Source organism: Pseudomonas psychrophila (genome assembly GCF_001043005.1).
Taxonomy (GTDB): Bacteria; Pseudomonadota; Gammaproteobacteria; order Pseudomonadales; family Pseudomonadaceae; genus Aquipseudomonas; species Aquipseudomonas psychrophila.
The window spans coordinates 263,082-279,533 of the sequence record NZ_JYKZ01000001.1 but is presented as its reverse complement, the minus strand read 5'-3'; the positions used below and the strand labels follow the sequence as shown (position 1 = coordinate 279,533).

Genomic DNA, 16,452 nt, shown 5'->3' with positions numbered 1-16,452 from the left:
AGGTTTTTTGCCTGTCTCGTCAACCCGATCCTGAAAAAGTGAAGGGAGCAACACCATGAGCAGGGAGGCTAATGCGATCAAGTATGACCAGCTTACCGCGGGTGAAATGGGGATGTATTCCCGTCACTTGCTGATCCCCGCGATCGGCGTCAAAGGTCAGCTGGCATTGAAAAATGCCAGCGTACTAATGATTGGAGCGGGCGGTCTGGGGTGTCCGGCGCTGCTTTATCTGGCGGCTGCCGGGGTGGGGCGGCTGGGAATTATCGATGCCGACCAGATCAATGTGTCCAATGTGCACCGCCAGGTGCTGTTTCGTATCACTGATAAAGGTCAGAACAAGGCCGATGTCGCCAAGCGGCGTTTGCAAAAACTCAATCCTTACATCGAGATCGAAACCTGGATCGAGCGCTTTAACCTCGACAATGCCCAGGCGCTTGTGGCCGATTACGACATCATTGTCGATGGCACTGACAACTTTACCGCCAAGTACTTGATCAACGATGCCTGTGTCTATGGCGGCAAGCCGCTGGTGTATGGCGCCATCATGCAGTTCGAGGGGCATGTCACGGTGTTCAACGCGCTGGATGAGCAAGGCCGTCGTGGCGCCAATTATCGTGATCTCTACGATGGTCCGCCTGATGCCGCGTTGGCGCCCAACTGCGCAGAAGCCGGGGTGCTGGGGGTTCTGCCCGGCATGATTGGCTGCTTTCAGGCCAATGAAGTGATCAAGCTGATTACCGGGATCGGGCGGCCGCTGATCAACCGCCTGATGGTCTACGACGCCCTTGAGGCCACGAGCCGGGAGATCGGATTTTCGCCTGTCGCCGATAACCCCCTCAGGGACCCCCTACGCCCGCCAGTGCTGGAAGAAATGGCACAAGTCTGTAGCGCGCCAGGCGTCACCGATGACTTTATGCTGAGCATTGATGACTTTGCCGCGCTGATCAGTGAAACGTCGATCCATCTGATTGATGTGCGTGAGGGGCATGAGCGCGAACAGGTATCGATCGGTGGCGAACATGTACCGTTGGGGCAGGTGGGCGAGTGGGCAGCACAGTGCCTGGACGACAGGCCGATCGTGATTTACTGCCAGTCGGGTGTCCGCAGCCAGAAGGCGGCGAGAATCCTCGCGCAGCAAGCGCTCAGGTCACCGGTTTTCAGCTTGAAAGGCGGCTTGAGTGCGTTTTTGGGCGCAGATAGCTATGCGCAGATGATGGCTGAACTGGTGTTCTGTGAATGTCCCATTAGCCATCAGGCTCCCGTGTAAAAACACTGTGGGTCAGGCTTGTTTGCGATGCAGATGAAGTGGTTTGTCTTGCATTCAGTCGCAAGCAAGCCTGCTCTCACAGGGTCGCCGTTAGCGCGATGATCAGGTAGACGGGTTATTGATATCCAGCGCCTTGGAGATAGCTTGCTCTGCCTCGACGAATGCAGGTGTCCTGCCAGCGTCTGCATAAATGTCTTCACCTTCTTCAACCCTGATGACCTCATTACCTTTCACGTAGGGCATGGCCTCTTCCGCTTGCATGAGCGCACTGTGGATCAGGCCTCGGGTGATGCTGGCCTCATCCAGCCCGTAGGCTTGCGCGAAGGCCTTGATTTTGACCAGGTCATGTTTGTGCAGCTCAAGGGTGTATTCAACCCGCTCACTTGATTCCTGAGACCTGGATTCCCAGTTGTTGAGCATGTCCCTGAAGACGTCCATAAAGCTTCTCCTGTTTGACGGCAGTGTTTGCGGACAGTATGGCTCACGGTTCACTGACATGATGGCAAGTCCAGCACAGATCGTTTATCTGCAAGGGCTGATAGCCTGAAGTGCCACCCGTCAGAAAAAACGGTATTTATCTAAACCTTTGCCGCCACGTGCCTTCAGATCAAGTGCAGGGAATAAACCTGCCTTTTTTTGGAGGACGTTATGAAAACCCTGATTGGCCCTAAACGCTTTGTGGCAGGTTGTGCCTTGGTCTATTCCCTGATCGCGGCCGCCACAGCAGTCGCAGCCAGTCCGGCAGACTTTGTTGATGAGGCCCATGCAGCAGGGATTGCCCAGATAGAAACCAGCCGTATGGCGATCAGTAAAACTTCTTCAACGGACGTAGAAAGCTACGCCGTGGAGGTGATCAAGGACTACACCAACGCCAACCGTGATTTGAAGGACATTGCCAGCAAGCAGGACTTACAGGTTGCCAACGACGAGTTGGTCCTCGACAAAGCCAAAAAGCTGATGCTGCAGGTGCAAGAAGGGGATTCATTCGACGCGGCCTATGCGGCCAGTCAGGTGAAAACCCATGAAGAGGTCATTGAGCTGTTCAAGCAGCAATCCAGCAGCTCTGATTCGCCCGAGTTGCAAGCGCTGGCCGAGAAGTATTTGCCCAAGCTCGAAATGCATCTGGTGATGGCCAGGAAGCTGATGGATGCCCATCACAAATCCTGATGTCCTGAATTAAAAACGCCCGGTGAGTGATTCGCCGGGCGTTGCGTGTGCTGCGGACGGGGTCAGACGGCGATTTCGTTAAAACCGCAGTACTCTTCCCAACTCATGTCCAGTGCCTCGGCGACTTCATGATGCACTTCAAGGCGCATGCTCTTGAGTTCTTCGGGGGAGCGAGCGATCAGTTCCAGCGCCAGTTCCCAGGCTTCCAGGCCGCGACTTTCGGCTTCATCTTCAAAGGCCCATAAAATCTGTTGCTGGCGGTCCTCTGCGCTCAGATCTTTCATTTCTTCGATCAGTTCAGGGTGCGCCTTGATAAAAGTATCCAGGGCCAGTTCGTTACGGGATTCTTTAGGGATCATATGGCGTCTCGGATCGTTAGGACCGCCTGCGTGGGCAGGCTGTCGTCAGGGCGTTTTCTCGCATGCTAGCGAGTTAGCATTACGATGAAAAGCGCCATATAGCCGGTTAGCCTACGGTTTGTATCTTGCTTTCCCGTTGCAGGCTGTACCCCCAGACCGCCAGCGCCAGCGTTGCGACTACCGAGCCGACCACCACGATTCCGTCCCAGCCATATACCGGATAGGTCTGCGCGCCCACCAGAGAGCCCAGTGCGCCACCGATGAAATAGCAGGTGATGTAACCAGCGTTCAGTCGGTTTCGGGCGGCGGGACGTACTTTGAACACTGCATTCTGGTTACTGACATGTACCAGTTGCACAGCGAAATCCAGAGCCAGTACGCCGATCAGCAAGGCGATCAATGAGTGACCGGCAAATGCCATGGGCAGCCAGCACGCCAGCAGGACCAGCAGGCCGACGGTAGTGGCCTGCTGACCTTTGCCGTGATCGGCCATGCGCCCGGCCCAGTTTGCCGCCACTGCACCGACAGCGCCCGCCAGGCCAAACAGACCGATGACTGCGTCCGAGTAGCTATAGGGCGGCACTGCCAGCAGAAAGGCCAACGGTGTCCAGAATAGGGCAAACAACGAGAAGGTCAGCAGGCCCAGCAGCGCGCGCAGGCGCAGTATCGGCTCCTCGACAAACAGGGTGAATACCGAGCCCAGCAGTTTTGGGTAGCTCAGACCGGCGCTCTGATGATGGTTGGGAAGGGCGCAAAACAAGGAGATGGCACTGACCAGCATCAACGCGGCAGCCACCAGATAAATGGTTCGCCAGTCACCGGCCGACGACAGTGCACCGGCCACGGTGCGCGCGAGCAATATCCCCAGCAGCAAACCGCTCATCAGCGTCCCCACCACTCGGCCTCGGCTTAGCGGGTCGGTCAGGCTGGCCGCCATTGGCACCAGTACTTGTGCCGACACGGAAAACAGCCCGGTTATCGCCGTGCCCACTAGAAGCCACGTCAGTGAAGGTGAAAAGGCGCTGAGTAAAAGGCCCAGTGCGCTGAGCACGGTCATGGTCACGATCAGTCGACGTTGCTCGAACAGGTCGCCCAGCGGTACCAACAGCAACAGGCCAGCGCCGTAGCTCAGTTGCGCGGTAATCACCACGGTGCCGGCGCTGCTCATGCTCAAACCCAGTTCCTGGGCGATGGTGTGCAGTAAGGGCTGTGCGTAATAGTTGCTGGCGACAGCCAGGCCGGTGGCGGTGGCCATCAGCAGGATCAGGGCAGTGCTCAAGGGTTTGGTGGCAGTTATAGAAGCGGACATTGACTGTCTCGTAGGCATGGGGAATGCGGAGAAGTATCAGAACGCCGGCGTCGAATGTCACTGAATATGTCGACGATTTTAATTTATAAACGACAAAGCCCCTGGCCATGACGACCAGGGGCTTTGCTTGAAGCCGTATTGCCTGACTTAGTTGCGACGCCCCAGCAGCAAGCCCACTACCAGTCCGAAGCCGGCCGAGATGGCCACTGTTTGCCACGGATGGCCACCGATGTAGTTTTCAGTGGCATCGACCACAGGCTTGGTACGTTCACGCACGTTGGTGACCGAGTCCAGTGCTTGCTTGAGCTTCAAGCTGACCTGAGCACGCAGGGTTTCACCTTCTTCGCCGACCAGGGACACGCTCTCCTTGAGCAGCTTTTCAGATTCGGCAATCAGTTCTTGAAGCTCGCTGAACGCTTGATCCTTGATTTGATCTTCAGCTTGTACGGCATTTTTTCGAGCCATTGCGGTACTCCTTGCAGTTGAAAAGGGTGATGAGTAATGGAGTCAACCCAATGCTAAAAAGTTGCATCTGTTTTGAGCCTGGTGTTGTTCTGACCTGACAGAGTAGTCAAAAACCAGACGGAGACACTTCTTTGTAGGGTGTAAGATGTCACCTAAATTTACGCCGCAGGAAATTCTCATGAGCTTCAACCTCGCCAACAAGCCTCTCGCTGAGCGTGCTGCGCTTGAAGATGAAAAATCCCGTTTGTATGACCTTTGGCAGAGCAATCTGGGTAAGGCTAAAGGGGATGCGGCGCGTTTGTTCGGTGAGCGCGCCAAGCGCAAGGGCAAGTGGGCTGAGTGGGTGCGTTCGGAACTGGACGCCATGTCGCCACCTGAGTACGCCAACATGGTGCGCAGTGAAGTCAATCGCATGATGGCCGCTGCCAAATAAACTTTACGCAAAACCTGTGTGAGCGGGCGTTCAGTGAATCTCGCAGACGGTGAACGTTTGCACCGCGCCCGCCACATTGATCTGCACCTCATCATCCAGCTGCTTGCCCAGCAAAGCGGCCCCCAGAGGTGATCTAGGGGTGATGACGGTCACGGTGCGCCCGTCCTGGTTGAGTTTGAGGCCAGCGGCGTCCGGGGCCAGGAATAGCCACTGTCCGCTGCCGTTTTCGGCCTCCAGATTGACCAGTGCCCCGATTTGAATGCCCTGCGCCGCGCTGTGCGCAGTCAGGGGCATGGCCCGGCAGTTTTTCAGCGCCTGGCGAATTTCTTCAACCCGGCGCGCCTGACCTGTGGCCAGGTACGATGCTTCAAGCCCTAACGTGTCGTACTTGTTCTCGGCGATGTTTTCCGCATGGGTCGCCGCTTCATAGGCGGTTTGCGCTGCGCGCTGGAGCACGTCGAGGTCGATGTCGAGCTTTTCCAGCATCAGCAGGTGCACAGCGGTCTTGTTCATGGTCGCAGTTTGATAGTGACGAACGTCGATTGTCGCACGAGTGCCGCGCAGATTAATCCGCCTTAAAGCTTCTGTACGCGTTGAATTATGCGGACAATCAGCCCTTTGAATGTTGGAGCCCGGAATGAAAGCCTCCTGGGATATTTTTTGCAGTGTGGTCGATAACTACGGCGACATTGGTGTGACCTGGCGTTTGGCGCGCCAATTGGTGGCCGATCATCAGCAGGGTGTACGCCTGTGGGTCGATGATTTGCGGGCGTTTGTGCCGCTGTGCCCCGAGGCGGATGTCGACGCGGCGCGCCAATGGCATCAGGGAGTCGAAGTGTGTCAGTGGCCGCAGCCGTGGCAGTCCGTAGACGTCGCTGACGTGGTGCTCGAAGCTTTCGCCTGCAAACTGCCTGAAGGTTATCTGCAGGCGATGAAGGCCCGCGAAACGCCAGCGCTGTGGATCAACCTTGAGTACCTGAGTGCCGAAGACTGGGTCAGTGGTTGCCACGGATTGCCGTCCCTGCGTCCAGATGGCTTGAAACGGATGTTCTTCTTTCCAGGGTTCGATGCGGGCACCGGTGGCCTGCTGCGCGAGGCGGACTTGCTGCAACGTCGTCGAGCCTTTGAGCAGGACCCTCAAGCCAGGCAGGCATTTTTACGGGGGCTGGGGGTTTATCCGGCAAGCCACGCACGCCTGATTTCTCTGTTCGCTTATGAAAATACCGGGCTGGCCAGCTGGTTGGACGCCCTGGCCACTGGCAGCGTTGCGACGCATCTGTTGGTGCCCCAGGGGCGGATCACGGGCGATCTGCTGCGCTGGCTTGGCATTGATCAGATGGGGTTGGGTGATGTGCAGCAGCGTGGGGCCTTGACCGTCCAGGCGTTACCGTTCGTCCGCCAAGAGGATTACGACCACCTGTTATGGAGTTGTGATTTCAATGCGGTGCGCGGCGAGGACTCATTTGTGCGGGCGCAATGGGCGGGTCGACCGCTGCTTTGGCATATCTACGAGCAGGAAGAGGACGCCCACTGGGTCAAGCTCAATGCGTTTTTGGCGTTGTATGTCAAAGACCTTACGCCGGGCGCCGCCCAGGCATTTACCGGGTTGTGGCACGCCTGGAATGGTGGTTGCGATATGGCTCAAAGCTGGAATTTGCTGCTAGAACACTGGCCCGAGATCACGGCACATGCCGAGCAGTGGTGTCTGGAACAGTCATTGCAGGCCGATCTTGCGCAAGCGCTAGTACTGTTTTATAGAAATTGGATATGATACGCGGCCTAGATTTTTGTAAATCTCATTCCAAATTCGGATACTCGCAATGAAAACTGGTAAAGAGCTTAAACCCGGTACAGTCATCAAGCTCGAAAACGACCCTTGGTTGGTTCAGAAAGCTGAATTCACCAAGTCCGGTCGTAACAGCGCAATCATGAAGACCAAGCTGAAAAACCTGCTGACTGGCTACAAGACTGAAATCGTATACAGCGCCGACGACAAGCTCGAAGACGTGATCCTGGATCGCAAAGAAGCGACCCTGTCCTTCATCAGCGGCGACACCTACACGTTCATGGACACCACTGACTACACCATGTACGAGCTGAACGCTGAAGACATCGAAGCCGTTCTGCCATTCGTTGAAGAAGGCATGACCGACGTTTGCGAAGCCATCTTCTTCGAAGATCGTCTGGTTTCCGTAGAGCTGCCGACCACCATCGTGCGTCAGGTTGACTACACCGAAGGTTCCGCTCGCGGCGACACTTCGGGCAAGGTGATGAAGCCTGCCAAACTGAAAAACGGTACCGAGCTGAGCGTTGCAGATTTCGTTGAAATCGGTGACTGGATCGAGATCGATACCCGTGACGGTGGTTCCTACAAGGGCCGCGCCAAGGTTTAAACCTTGCGTTAACCGCACAATAAAAAAGCCCGGTCATATGGTCGGGCTTTTTTTTGCCTGTCAAAAAGCCTCGGTTTAGAGCTTTGCCCGGCGTAGGGGACTGGTTAGCATGGGCGATCATAAAGAGGGGCTGTAATGCTGATTGATTTTGCAATGTACACAGCGCTGGGGCTCGCCCTGGGTGCACTGGGCGGGTTGTTCGGGATTGGCGGCGGCTTGATCGCGATCCCTGTGTTGGGATTATGGTTCGGGCTGGATCAGCAATTGGCGCAAGGCACTGCGCTGGTCATGGCGGTCCCCAATGTGTTTCTCGCTTTGTACCGGTATCACCAGCGCAACAAAATCGATCTGCGTCAGGCTGTGCCATTGGTGGTGATGAGTTTTTGTTTTGCCTGGTTGGGAGCAATGCTCGCGGTAGGTGTGGATCCGAGCAGCATACGCTGGGGCTTCATCGGCTTTTTGCTGGCGATTACCCTCTACAACCTGATCAAACTGTATCGCTCGCCTGCTCAACCGGGTGCAGGCGCCCGCTACGGTTGGCCCTGGTATGGCGCGCTGGGCGCCCTGGCGGGCACCACGGGCGGGCTGTTCGGTGTCGGCGGGGCCGTTGTGGCGGCCCCCGTGCTGACCAGTGTGTTTGGCACTACTCAAGTAGTGGCTCAGGGCCTGTCGCTGGCCCTTGCTGCGCCCAGCACTGCGGTTACGTTGCTGACGTACGCGGTGCATGACGAGGTCAACTGGGTCATGGGTGTGCCGCTGGCCATCGGCGGACTGTTGAGCATCAGTTGGGGGGTCAAGGTCGCCCACGCCATGCCGGAGCGGATATTGCGTGGCCTGTACTGCGCCTTTTTGTTGCTGTGTGCGGGCTTGCTGGCGATTAAAGCTTAAAGCCTTCGACGATGTACTCGGCAAAGCATTCAATGATGGGCGACGACACACTGTTGGGTTTGCGTAGCAGCACAATACTGGCGGAGGGCAGCACGGGCAGGTTCTCTGCTTCGCCAATAATGCGCAGGTCGGGCGTCAGCAGGCTTTGCAACTGGGCGGTCACCGCCAGCCCGGTGCTCACCACGGCATTGATGGCGGCCAGGCTGGCGCTGGTGTAGGCAACCCGATACTCGCGTTGCTGGATATCCAGCGCATTGCAGGCCCAGGTCCGGCAAAAACAGTCGGTATTGAACATTGCCAGTGGCAAGGGCGTTTGTTCGTGGGGCGAGAAGCCCTGGGCCACCATCCACACGAAACGCTCCTGACGCAGGATCTGGCCCATCTCGGTGCCAGGTTTGCGGGTCACGATGGTCAGGTCCAGGTCATTGCGCTGCAACAGTTGCGATGACGGTTCACAGTGCACTTCGACATTGATCAGCGGGTAGTCCTGAGCAAAACGCGACAGCACGCCAGGCAAAAATCGCATCACGTAATCATCAGGCGAGCCGATTTTGACGGTGCCCACCATTTGCGGCTGACGCAGTGTGTTGAACACTTCGCTGTGCAGCTTGAGGATGCGTCGTGCGTAACCGAGCAGCACGTGGCCCTCGGGGGTAAGGCTTACGTTGCGCCCTTCGCGCTGAAACAGCGCGCACTGAAGTACGTCCTCTTCCAGTCGCTTCATCTGCATGCTGACCGCTGACTGGGTGCGGTTGACCACTTCGGCGGCACGGGTGAAACCACCATGATCGGCGATCGCGGCAAAGGTGCGCAGCAGGTCAGTGTCGATACTGGGGAATTCGGCCATTGATCAATCTCGCAGATGTATCGCATAAGAAACATTCGTTGGATTGATCTTAAGCCCGGGCCGAGACTTGAGCCATACCCCAGGAGGGCTCAAGTGATGAAAGGTCGAAAAAGTGTGATGTGGTTTGCCCGTATATCCCGCTGGTATCAACTGTCGCGGGAAAGGGCGAATCTGAGGCAGATCAGTGATGCGGCGCTCAAGGATCTTGGGCTGAGCAGGGCGGATATCGAGATCGAAAGCCATCGGGCTTTTTGGGACGATCCGTTCAACAAGTGAGACGGGCTCACCTCAACCGACCTGTGGGAGCGGGCTTGCTCGCGATGGCATCAACCCGCTTTGTCTTGAGGCACCGGGGTGTCTGCATCGCGAGCAAGCCCGCTCCCACAAGAGTTTCATCCGCAAGGTGGTGGATCAGCGTTTAACTTGCTTTAGCGTCTCGGCAATTAAAAACGCCAGCTCCAGGGACTGATCGGCGTTCATGCGCGGGTCGCAGTGGGTGTGGTAGCGGTCCGACAAGCCATCCTCGGTAATCGGGTTGGCGCCGCCGATACACTCGGTGACGTTCTGGCCGGTCATCTCGATGTGAATCCCGCCAGCGTAGCTGCCTTCAGCCTCGTGAACCTGGAAGAACTGCTTCACCTCGCCAAGAATCTGCGCAAAGTCACGGGTTTTGTAGCCGCTGCTGGCCTTGATGGTGTTGCCGTGCATCGGGTCGCAGCTCCACAGCACCTGCTTGCCTTCGCCTTCTACGGCGCGGATCAGCTGCGGCAGGTGATCGCCCACCTTGTCGGCACCCATGCGCACGATCAGGTTAAGACGGCCAGGGTCGTTGTCCGGGTTGAGGATGTCGATCAGGCGGATCAGGTCTTCGTTGTTCATGCTTGGGCCGACCTTGACCCCGATCGGGTTGTTGACCCCGCGCAGAAACTCGACATGGGCGCCGTCCAGCTGACGGGTGCGGTCGCCGATCCACAGCATGTGCGCGGAGCAATCGTAGTAATCGTTGGTCAGGCTATCGCGGCGCACGAAGGCTTCTTCGTAGTTCAGCAGCAGGGCCTCGTGGGCGGTAAAGAAGCTGGTTTCGCGCAGTTGTGGCGAGCTGTCCATACCGCAGGCACGCATAAAGGCAAGCGTTTCGTCGATCCGGTCAGCCAGTTGGCTGTATTTTTCAGCCAGCGCCGAGTTGGCGATAAAGTCCAGATTCCACTTGTGTACCTGATGCAGGTCGGCAAAACCGCCCTGGGCAAAGGCGCGCAGCAGGTTCAGGGTGGCGGTGGACTGGTGATAGGACTGCAACAAACGCTCTGGATCGGGTACCCGGCTTTTTTCATCGAAGCCGATGCCGTTGACGATGTCGCCGCGATAGGCCGGTAGCGTGACGCCGTTGATGGTTTCGTCGTTGGCCGAGCGCGGCTTGGCGAATTGCCCGGCCATGCGTCCGACCTTGACCACCGGGCAGCCTGCCGCGAAGGTCATGACAATGGCCATTTGCAGCAGGACCTTGAAGGTGTCGCGAATCTTGGCTGCCGAAAACTCCGCAAAACTCTCAGCGCAATCCCCACCCTGAAGCAGAAACGCCCTACCTTGAGTGACTTCAGCAAACTGTCGGCGCAGTTCGCGGGCCTCGCCGGCAAATACCAGTGGCGGGTAACTCGCCAGGCTTTGCTCGACGCGTAACAGATGTGCGGCGTCAGGGTAGTGAGGTTGTTGTTGAGCCGGCAGGGCGCGCCAGCTGTCAGGTGTCCAGATTTGGCTCATCGCAGACTCTAGTGTTTGTAGGAGATGACTCATGTTAGCAGCAAATTAGTGCGTGACCTGTTGCGCCGCAATGGCCGACAATTGCGCCTTTGCGCTCGACATCGAGTGGTTGTTTTCTACAGCGTTGCGGGTGATGCCGGGGCGCGGCAAGGAGAGGAAATGTCTGAGGAGCGCGTAGAGCGTCTGCTCGCTGAAGTCCATGATGATTTCGGCATGATTCGAGTGCTGGAGGTGGCTGACTATCGCTTCCTCGAATTTGGCGATGCGATCGAGCAAAGTTGCGTGTTCACTGCGGATCCCAGCTGGCTGGAGTATGACTACACCCGCGCCATGCTGATTGGTGCGCTGTGCCATGAGGCCCCCGAGAGCGCGCTGTTCCTGGGCCTTGGCGCCGGCACCCTGACCCAGGCCTGCCTCAAGTTCTTGCCTCTTGAAGATGTTGAAGCCATCGAACTGCGCCCGGATGTGCCGCGCCTGGCCATCGAGTACCTGGGATTGGACGATGACCCTCGGTTGTATATCCGCATTGGCGATGCGATCGAACTGCTGGACAGTGCCGAGCCGGCGGATCTGATTTTCGTCGACCTTTATAACGATCTGGGGCCTGCTGCCGGTCACCTGGCGTGGACATTCCTGGAGAACTGCCAAAAGAAGCTCGCTCCCAATGGCTGGCTCATCATCAATCAGTGGGCCACCGATGATGGCAAGCCCCTGGGGGCTGCCTTGTTGCGCGGCTTGTATCACCGGCACTACTGGGAGCTGCCCGTCAAAGAGGGCAATGTCATTCTGATGGTCCCTGCCGATCTTGATCAGGATCTGGATATCGACGCCTTGACCGCCCGGGCGCAGGCTCTGGCACCGCGTTTGGGCTACTCGCTTGAGTCGCTGATCAAGGCCATTCGCCCTGCAACCTGATGCTCACGGATGAAACGTTTTAGCGTTTGCCCCAAGGTGGTCAGGCGTTAAACGTTTTTTTGAGGACGAAAATATCGTTAAAGCCCGGTCTATAGAGGGGTACAGACGATTGCATCCCAAAAAAACGCTTCTTTTTTTTGATAAATCCGGTATAGTGCGCGCCGGCCTTTAGCCGGGCCACGTTTAGGTGTCGCATTTCCCGAAGCACGCTTCGGCTGCTCGTCCGTTTCGCGGACAACCCTGAACGCTCCATTCATTTAACGTTTTCGCAAATCCCCGCCGACAAAGCAGCCAGGGCGACTCTTGAGTCTTACACGGCATGCGCAGCTTTGGAGCATGGGTCTTTGCGGATGCACTTAGAGGCAGACCCATGACCCAGGAAACCGGCGGCTTCGCCGCTTTTAATCTTAATCCGAACATTCTTGCAGCTGTCATCGCGACTGGCTACGAAGAACCTTCGGCTATTCAGCATCAATCGATCCCGATCATTATGGCCGGTCACGACATGATTGGTCAGGCGCAAACCGGTACGGGTAAAACCGCCGCGTTCGCACTGCCGATCCTGCACCGCATCGATCCTGCTAAGCGCGAGCCGCAAGCCCTGATCCTGGCGCCAACCCGTGAGTTGGCGCTGCAAGTAGCAACCGCTTTCGAAACCTACGCCAAGCAAATGCCTGGTGTTACCGTTGTGGCCGTTTACGGCGGCGCCCCTATGGGTCCACAACTGAAAGCAATCCGTAATGGCGCACAGATCGTTGTCGCCACTCCGGGCCGTCTGTGCGACCACTTGCGTCGTGACGAAAAAGTTCTGTCGACCGTGAACCACCTGGTTCTGGACGAAGCTGACGAAATGTTGAAACTGGGTTTCATGGACGATCTTGAAGTTATCTTCAAGGCTCTTCCTCCAACCCGCCAGACCGTGTTGTTCTCGGCAACCTTGCCGCAGTCTATCCGTGCCATTGCTGAGCGCCATTTGCGCGATCCGCAACACGTGAAGATTCAGACCAAGACTCAGACCGTTACCGCGATCGAACAGGCTCACCTGTTGGTTCACGCTGACCAGAAGACCTCGGCTGTATTGAGCCTGCTGGAAGTTGAAGATTTCGACGCCCTGATCATGTTCGTACGCACCAAGCAAGCGACCCTGGATCTGGCCAGCGCCCTTGAAGCCAAAGGCTACAAAGCTGCTGCGCTGAACGGTGACATTGCTCAGAACCAGCGTGAGCGCGTAATCGACTCCCTCAAGGATGGCCGTCTGGACATCGTTGTTGCGACCGACGTTGCTGCTCGTGGTCTTGATGTTCCACGTATCACTCACGTGTTCAACGTTGACATGCCTTACGATCCAGAGTCCTACGTTCACCGTATCGGCCGTACTGGCCGTGCAGGTCGCGAAGGTCGCGCACTGCTGCTGGTAACTCCTCGTGAGCGCCGCATGCTGCAAGTGATCGAGCGTGTAACCGGTCAAAAGGTTGCTGAAGTCCGCCTGCCGGATGCTCAAGCTGTTCTCGATGCCCGCATCAAGAAGTTGACCAACAGCCTGACGCCTCTGGTTGCTGACGCTGAATCGACTCACGGTGATCTGCTGGATCGCCTGATTGCCGATATCGGTTGCAGCCCACGTGCTCTGGCCGCTGCTCTGCTGCGCAAAGCAACCAATGGTCAGGCTCTGACTTTGGCTGCCATCGAACGTGACCGTCCACTGGTTCCTAACAGTGCACCGCGTGAGCGTTCATCCGAGCGTTCGGGTGACCGTCCTGATCGTGGTGATCGTGAGCGTCGTGCTCCGGTTCCATTGGCCGAAGGCCGTGCTCGTTGCCGTACCGCTCTGGGTGCGCGTGATGGTATCGCCGCCAAGAACCTGCTGGGCGCTATCCTCAATGAGGGTGGCCTGGCACGTGAAGCAATCGGTCGCATCCAGGTGCGTGACAGCTTCAGCCTGGTAGAGCTGCCGGAAGTGGGTCTGGAAAGTTTGCTGGCCAAACTGAAAGACACCCGCGTTGCTGGCAAGCAGCTTAAGCTGCGTCGCTATCGCGAAGATTAATCACCGCTTGCTGTGATTGATCGCTAAAAAAATCCCCGACTGGTTCGGGGATTTTTTTTGTCCGTGATTTGTAGTCGCTGCCGAGGAATGGGCCCGGATTCAACCAAATCTATAGATATCCATCCCCAGAGCACCCAGTGTCCAGCCCTGATGGGCAATGCTGAACGGGCCACCTGCGCCTCGGGCGAAGTACAGTGGCAGCAGATGTTCATCGCTGGGATGGTTTTTGGCTGCGTAGGGCGCCAGTGTTCGGTAGTCGTGCAGCGCCGATTCGTCGTCACTGGCCAGGGTTTGGATCATCCAGTCGCGGAACTCCCTGGCCCAGGGCTCGATGCTTTCAGGGCCCGCGTGCCAGTCCAGTTCGTGCAGATTGTTGGTGATGCTGCCCGAGCCGATGATCAGGATTCCTTCATTTCTCAAGGTGCCCAGGGCGCGTCCTATCTCGGTCTGGGCTTTCGGGCCCAATTGGCTAGGCAGTGAAACCTGCACCACAGGAATATCGGCTGCCGGGTACATCAATGACAGTGGCACCCAGGCACCGTGGTCAAAAGGGCGGTTGGCGTCCAGCCGGGCCGGTAAGCCTTTGTCTGCAAGCAGTTGAACAATGCGGGCGGCCAGCGCCGGATCCCCGGGGGCAGGGTATTGCACGGCAAACAATGCAGGCGCAAAACCACCGAAGTCGTGCCAGGTTTCTGGTGCTGGATGGCTCGCGACCCTGAGGTCTGGGCTTTCCCAATGCGCGGAAACCAGCACGATGACTTTCGGGCGGGGCAGTTCGTTGGCCAGACGTGTGAGCGCCGGGCCACTGGCGCCCGGTTCCAGTGCTAGCATTGGCGAGCCGTGGGAGATGAACAGGCTGGGAAGCATTAAAAACATCCTCAAGGTTAAGATGCCTCATCTTCATCCTGATCATTGATCTAAATCCAATATAAGTTTTAGTGCTTATCTATCGAATTTAAAGGTGAATCATGCAGCCCGAATTTTGGCACGACCGTTGGGACCGCAATCAGATCGGCTTTCACCTGGAACAGGTCAATCCCTATCTTCAGCGCCTGTGGCCCCTGCTTGAGCTTGAACAGGGTGGCCGTGTGCTGGTGCCGTTATGTGGAAAGAGCCTGGATTTGAGCTGGCTGGCGGCCAGCGGCTTTGAAGTGCTGGGCGTGGAGCTGACGCAGACCGCTGTGGAGCAGTTTTTCAGTGAGCAGAAGGTCGAGCCACAGATTAGCCAGCGGGGCGCCTTCACGGTGTACGAGGCGGGCCCGGTGACGATCTTGTGCGGTGATGTCTTTGCACTGACGGCAGCCGATGTCTCCACCTGTGTGGGGCTGTATGACCGTGCGGCTATGATCGCGTTTCCTCCTGACATGCGAGAGGCCTACGCTCGACATCTGACGGAAATTCTTGTCCCGGGGTGCAAGGGGCTTTTGATCACGCTCGACTACGACCAGTCGCAAATGAAGGGGCCGCCGTTCTCAGTGCCGGACGCCGAAGTACAGCGCCTGCTGTCGCCTGCCTGGACGCTGGAAGTCGTCGAGCAGCCGGATGTACTCGACCAGGAATGGAAGTTCCTCAAGGGCGGTGTGACGCGTCTGGTGGAGCGCGTCTATCGCCTGGAAAAAACCGGCAAGGCCTGAATACGGTGCCCATAAAAAAGGGCGACCTCAGTCGCCCTTTTCTTTGGTTGCCGTAGGGTTAGCCGCGGCGACGCAGTGCATCGATACGTTCTTCCAGTGGCGGGTGGCTCATGAACATCCGCGCCAGGCCTTGTTTGAGGCCGCCGTTGATCCCAAAAGCCGCCATGGTGTCCGGCATGTGAACCGGCAGGCCCTGTTCGGAGCGCAGGCGCTGCAGGGCGCTGATCATGGCCGCTGTACCAGCAAGCTGAGCACCGGCTTCGTCAGCCCGGAACTCGCGTTTGCGCGAGAACCACATCACGATGGCGCTGGCCAGGAAACCCAGGACCAGTTCAGCGAAGATGGTCGCGACGTAGTAGGCAATGCCACGGCCTTCGTCGTTCTTGAAAATCACCTTGTCGACAAAGTTGCCGATGATCCGGGCAAAGAACATGACGAAGGTGTTCACCACGCCCTGCACCAGTGCCAGGGTCACCATGTCACCGTTGGCAACGTGGCCGATTTCGTGAGCCAGTACCGCTTTTACTTCATCGGGTGAAAAACGCTCCAGCAAACCTTGGCTGACAGCGACCAGCGCATCGTTTTTATTCCAGCCCGTGGCAAAGGCGTTGGCTTCATATGCCGGGAAAATCCCCACCTCGGGCATTTTGATCCCGGCTTCGCGGGACAGTTGCTCAACAGTTTGCATCAACCATTGTTCGTGACGAGTACGAGGTTGAGTGATCACCTGGGTGCTGGTGCTCATCTTCGCCATCCATTTGGAGATGAATAGCGAGAACAAAGACCCTGCAAAACCAAAGACCGCACAGAACACCAACAGCTGACTGAGGTTCAGATCAACCCCGTTGGCCGCCATGAACCCGTCAAAGCCGAACAGGCTCAGGGTGATGCTGGCAATCAGCACGACCGCCAGGTTAGTGGCCAAAAACAGCAGAATGCGCATCATGGTTGTAAGAATCTCCTCGTCTTAAGG

General features: G+C 57.2%; 19 protein-coding genes. 10 read left to right on the top strand and 9 right to left on the bottom strand.

Annotated features, from left to right (window positions below; translation table 11 throughout):
- Nucleotides 1-55 precede the first annotated feature (55 nt).
- Nucleotides 56-1,267, top strand: a complete 1,212-nt coding sequence (locus tag TU76_RS01265; RefSeq protein WP_048350889.1) for a ThiF family adenylyltransferase — start codon at nucleotides 56-58, stop codon at nucleotides 1,265-1,267.
- A gap of 102 nt (nucleotides 1,268-1,369) precedes the next feature.
- Here the strand turns inward: TU76_RS01265 and TU76_RS01260 are convergent, their stop codons facing one another.
- On the bottom strand, nucleotides 1,370-1,705 hold the full coding sequence (locus TU76_RS01260; protein ID WP_046809643.1) for a hypothetical protein: 336 nt from the start codon (nucleotides 1,703-1,705) through the stop codon (nucleotides 1,370-1,372).
- Nucleotides 1,706-1,915: 210 nt separating this feature from the next.
- Between TU76_RS01260 and TU76_RS01255 the strand changes: the two genes are divergently transcribed.
- Complete coding sequence (locus tag TU76_RS01255) at nucleotides 1,916-2,434, top strand: DUF4142 domain-containing protein (RefSeq protein WP_046809644.1); 519 nt, start codon at nucleotides 1,916-1,918, stop codon at nucleotides 2,432-2,434.
- Between the two features lie 62 nt (nucleotides 2,435-2,496).
- On the opposite strand, the gene TU76_RS01250 is transcribed toward TU76_RS01255, so the two are convergent.
- The 3 genes from TU76_RS01250 to TU76_RS01240 form a co-directional block, all read right to left on the bottom strand.
- Nucleotides 2,497-2,793 carry a DUF6388 family protein gene (locus TU76_RS01250; protein WP_019827437.1) on the bottom strand — a complete coding sequence of 99 codons (297 nt, stop codon included), beginning with the start codon at nucleotides 2,791-2,793 and terminating at the stop codon, nucleotides 2,497-2,499.
- Between the two features lie 106 nt (nucleotides 2,794-2,899).
- Nucleotides 2,900-4,102 carry an MFS transporter gene (locus tag TU76_RS01245; RefSeq protein ID WP_019827438.1) on the bottom strand — a complete coding sequence of 401 codons (1,203 nt, stop codon included), beginning with the start codon at nucleotides 4,100-4,102 and terminating at the stop codon, nucleotides 2,900-2,902.
- Between the two features lie 147 nt (nucleotides 4,103-4,249).
- A complete protein-coding gene (locus TU76_RS01240; RefSeq protein ID WP_019827439.1) occupies nucleotides 4,250-4,567 on the bottom strand; it encodes an ElaB/YgaM/YqjD family protein in 318 nt (105 codons plus the stop codon).
- Nucleotides 4,568-4,745: 178 nt separating this feature from the next.
- Between TU76_RS01240 and TU76_RS01235 the strand changes: the two genes are divergently transcribed.
- Nucleotides 4,746-5,000: a hypothetical protein gene (locus TU76_RS01235; RefSeq protein ID WP_016779998.1), complete on the top strand. Its 255-nt coding sequence runs from the start codon at nucleotides 4,746-4,748 to the stop codon at nucleotides 4,998-5,000.
- A 30-nt stretch (nucleotides 5,001-5,030) separates the two neighbouring features.
- On the opposite strand, the gene TU76_RS01230 is transcribed toward TU76_RS01235, so the two are convergent.
- Nucleotides 5,031-5,513, bottom strand: a complete 483-nt coding sequence (locus TU76_RS01230) for a GreA/GreB family elongation factor (protein WP_048350888.1) — start codon at nucleotides 5,511-5,513, stop codon at nucleotides 5,031-5,033.
- 124 nt (nucleotides 5,514-5,637) lie between these two features.
- On the opposite strand from TU76_RS01230, the gene earP reads away from it, so the two are divergent.
- From earP to TU76_RS01215, 3 genes are all read left to right on the top strand, one after another.
- Complete coding sequence (earP, locus tag TU76_RS01225) at nucleotides 5,638-6,771, top strand: elongation factor P maturation arginine rhamnosyltransferase EarP (RefSeq protein ID WP_048350887.1); 1,134 nt, start codon at nucleotides 5,638-5,640, stop codon at nucleotides 6,769-6,771.
- A 49-nt stretch (nucleotides 6,772-6,820) separates the two neighbouring features.
- A complete protein-coding gene (locus tag TU76_RS01220) occupies nucleotides 6,821-7,393 on the top strand; it encodes an elongation factor P (RefSeq protein WP_016780001.1) in 573 nt (190 codons plus the stop codon).
- Between the two features lie 135 nt (nucleotides 7,394-7,528).
- On the top strand, nucleotides 7,529-8,281 hold the full coding sequence (locus TU76_RS01215; protein WP_019827442.1) for a sulfite exporter TauE/SafE family protein: 753 nt from the start codon (nucleotides 7,529-7,531) through the stop codon (nucleotides 8,279-8,281).
- On the opposite strand, the gene TU76_RS01210 is transcribed toward TU76_RS01215, so the two are convergent.
- Entirely contained in the window at nucleotides 8,271-9,128 is an 858-nt protein-coding gene (locus TU76_RS01210) for a LysR substrate-binding domain-containing protein (RefSeq protein ID WP_019827443.1), read from the bottom strand. The two genes, TU76_RS01215 and TU76_RS01210, sit on opposite strands and share 11 nt — an antisense overlap.
- Nucleotides 9,129-9,224: 96 nt before the next feature.
- Here TU76_RS01210 and TU76_RS01205 point away from each other — a divergent pair, with 96 nt between their 5' ends.
- Nucleotides 9,225-9,404 carry a DUF1127 domain-containing protein gene (locus TU76_RS01205; protein WP_019827444.1) on the top strand — a complete coding sequence of 60 codons (180 nt, stop codon included), beginning with the start codon at nucleotides 9,225-9,227 and terminating at the stop codon, nucleotides 9,402-9,404.
- A gap of 135 nt (nucleotides 9,405-9,539) precedes the next feature.
- Here TU76_RS01205 and TU76_RS01200 read toward each other — a convergent pair whose 3' ends face one another.
- Nucleotides 9,540-10,886, bottom strand: a complete 1,347-nt coding sequence (locus tag TU76_RS01200) for a class II 3-deoxy-7-phosphoheptulonate synthase (protein ID WP_019827445.1) — start codon at nucleotides 10,884-10,886, stop codon at nucleotides 9,540-9,542.
- A 159-nt stretch (nucleotides 10,887-11,045) separates the two neighbouring features.
- Here TU76_RS01200 and TU76_RS01195 point away from each other — a divergent pair, with 159 nt between their 5' ends.
- Complete coding sequence (locus TU76_RS01195; protein WP_048350886.1) at nucleotides 11,046-11,801, top strand: spermidine synthase; 756 nt, start codon at nucleotides 11,046-11,048, stop codon at nucleotides 11,799-11,801.
- Nucleotides 11,802-12,171: 370 nt separating this feature from the next.
- On the top strand, nucleotides 12,172-13,845 hold the full coding sequence (locus TU76_RS01185) for a DEAD/DEAH box helicase (protein ID WP_019827447.1): 1,674 nt from the start codon (nucleotides 12,172-12,174) through the stop codon (nucleotides 13,843-13,845).
- A gap of 99 nt (nucleotides 13,846-13,944) precedes the next feature.
- Here the strand turns inward: TU76_RS01185 and TU76_RS01180 are convergent, their stop codons facing one another.
- Nucleotides 13,945-14,712, bottom strand: a complete 768-nt coding sequence (locus TU76_RS01180; RefSeq protein WP_048350884.1) for a DODA-type extradiol aromatic ring-opening family dioxygenase — start codon at nucleotides 14,710-14,712, stop codon at nucleotides 13,945-13,947.
- Nucleotides 14,713-14,813: 101 nt separating this feature from the next.
- Between TU76_RS01180 and TU76_RS01175 the strand changes: the two genes are divergently transcribed.
- Complete coding sequence (locus TU76_RS01175) at nucleotides 14,814-15,479, top strand: thiopurine S-methyltransferase (RefSeq protein WP_048350883.1); 666 nt, start codon at nucleotides 14,814-14,816, stop codon at nucleotides 15,477-15,479.
- Between the two features lie 58 nt (nucleotides 15,480-15,537).
- On the opposite strand, the gene htpX is transcribed toward TU76_RS01175, so the two are convergent.
- Nucleotides 15,538-16,425, bottom strand: coding sequence for a protease HtpX (gene htpX / locus TU76_RS01170; protein WP_019827450.1), 888 nt, complete (start codon nucleotides 16,423-16,425; stop codon nucleotides 15,538-15,540).
- Nucleotides 16,426-16,452 lie beyond the last annotated feature (27 nt).

Excerpts from the sequence above, each read along its gene's own strand:
- TU76_RS01265 (WP_048350889.1), top strand. The coding sequence starts at position 56 with ATGAGCAGGGAGGCTAATGCGATCAAGTATGACCAGCTTACCGCGGGT.
- TU76_RS01260 (WP_046809643.1), bottom strand. The coding sequence starts at position 1,705 with ATGGACGTCTTCAGGGACATGCTCAACAACTGGGAATCCAGGTCTCAG.
- TU76_RS01255 (WP_046809644.1), top strand. The coding sequence starts at position 1,916 with ATGAAAACCCTGATTGGCCCTAAACGCTTTGTGGCAGGTTGTGCCTTG.
- TU76_RS01250 (WP_019827437.1), bottom strand. The coding sequence starts at position 2,793 with ATGATCCCTAAAGAATCCCGTAACGAACTGGCCCTGGATACTTTTATC.
- TU76_RS01245 (WP_019827438.1), bottom strand. The coding sequence starts at position 4,102 with ATGTCCGCTTCTATAACTGCCACCAAACCCTTGAGCACTGCCCTGATC.
- TU76_RS01240 (WP_019827439.1), bottom strand. The coding sequence starts at position 4,567 with ATGGCTCGAAAAAATGCCGTACAAGCTGAAGATCAAATCAAGGATCAA.
- TU76_RS01235 (WP_016779998.1), top strand. The coding sequence starts at position 4,746 with ATGAGCTTCAACCTCGCCAACAAGCCTCTCGCTGAGCGTGCTGCGCTT.
- TU76_RS01230 (WP_048350888.1), bottom strand. The coding sequence starts at position 5,513 with ATGAACAAGACCGCTGTGCACCTGCTGATGCTGGAAAAGCTCGACATC.
- earP (WP_048350887.1), top strand. The coding sequence starts at position 5,638 with ATGAAAGCCTCCTGGGATATTTTTTGCAGTGTGGTCGATAACTACGGC.
- TU76_RS01220 (WP_016780001.1), top strand. The coding sequence starts at position 6,821 with ATGAAAACTGGTAAAGAGCTTAAACCCGGTACAGTCATCAAGCTCGAA.
- TU76_RS01215 (WP_019827442.1), top strand. The coding sequence starts at position 7,529 with ATGCTGATTGATTTTGCAATGTACACAGCGCTGGGGCTCGCCCTGGGT.
- TU76_RS01210 (WP_019827443.1), bottom strand. The coding sequence starts at position 9,128 with ATGGCCGAATTCCCCAGTATCGACACTGACCTGCTGCGCACCTTTGCC.
- TU76_RS01205 (WP_019827444.1), top strand. The coding sequence starts at position 9,225 with ATGAAAGGTCGAAAAAGTGTGATGTGGTTTGCCCGTATATCCCGCTGG.
- TU76_RS01200 (WP_019827445.1), bottom strand. The coding sequence starts at position 10,886 with ATGAGCCAAATCTGGACACCTGACAGCTGGCGCGCCCTGCCGGCTCAA.
- TU76_RS01195 (WP_048350886.1), top strand. The coding sequence starts at position 11,046 with ATGTCTGAGGAGCGCGTAGAGCGTCTGCTCGCTGAAGTCCATGATGAT.
- TU76_RS01185 (WP_019827447.1), top strand. The coding sequence starts at position 12,172 with ATGACCCAGGAAACCGGCGGCTTCGCCGCTTTTAATCTTAATCCGAAC.
- TU76_RS01180 (WP_048350884.1), bottom strand. The coding sequence starts at position 14,712 with ATGCTTCCCAGCCTGTTCATCTCCCACGGCTCGCCAATGCTAGCACTG.
- TU76_RS01175 (WP_048350883.1), top strand. The coding sequence starts at position 14,814 with ATGCAGCCCGAATTTTGGCACGACCGTTGGGACCGCAATCAGATCGGC.
- htpX (WP_019827450.1), bottom strand. The coding sequence starts at position 16,425 with ATGATGCGCATTCTGCTGTTTTTGGCCACTAACCTGGCGGTCGTGCTG.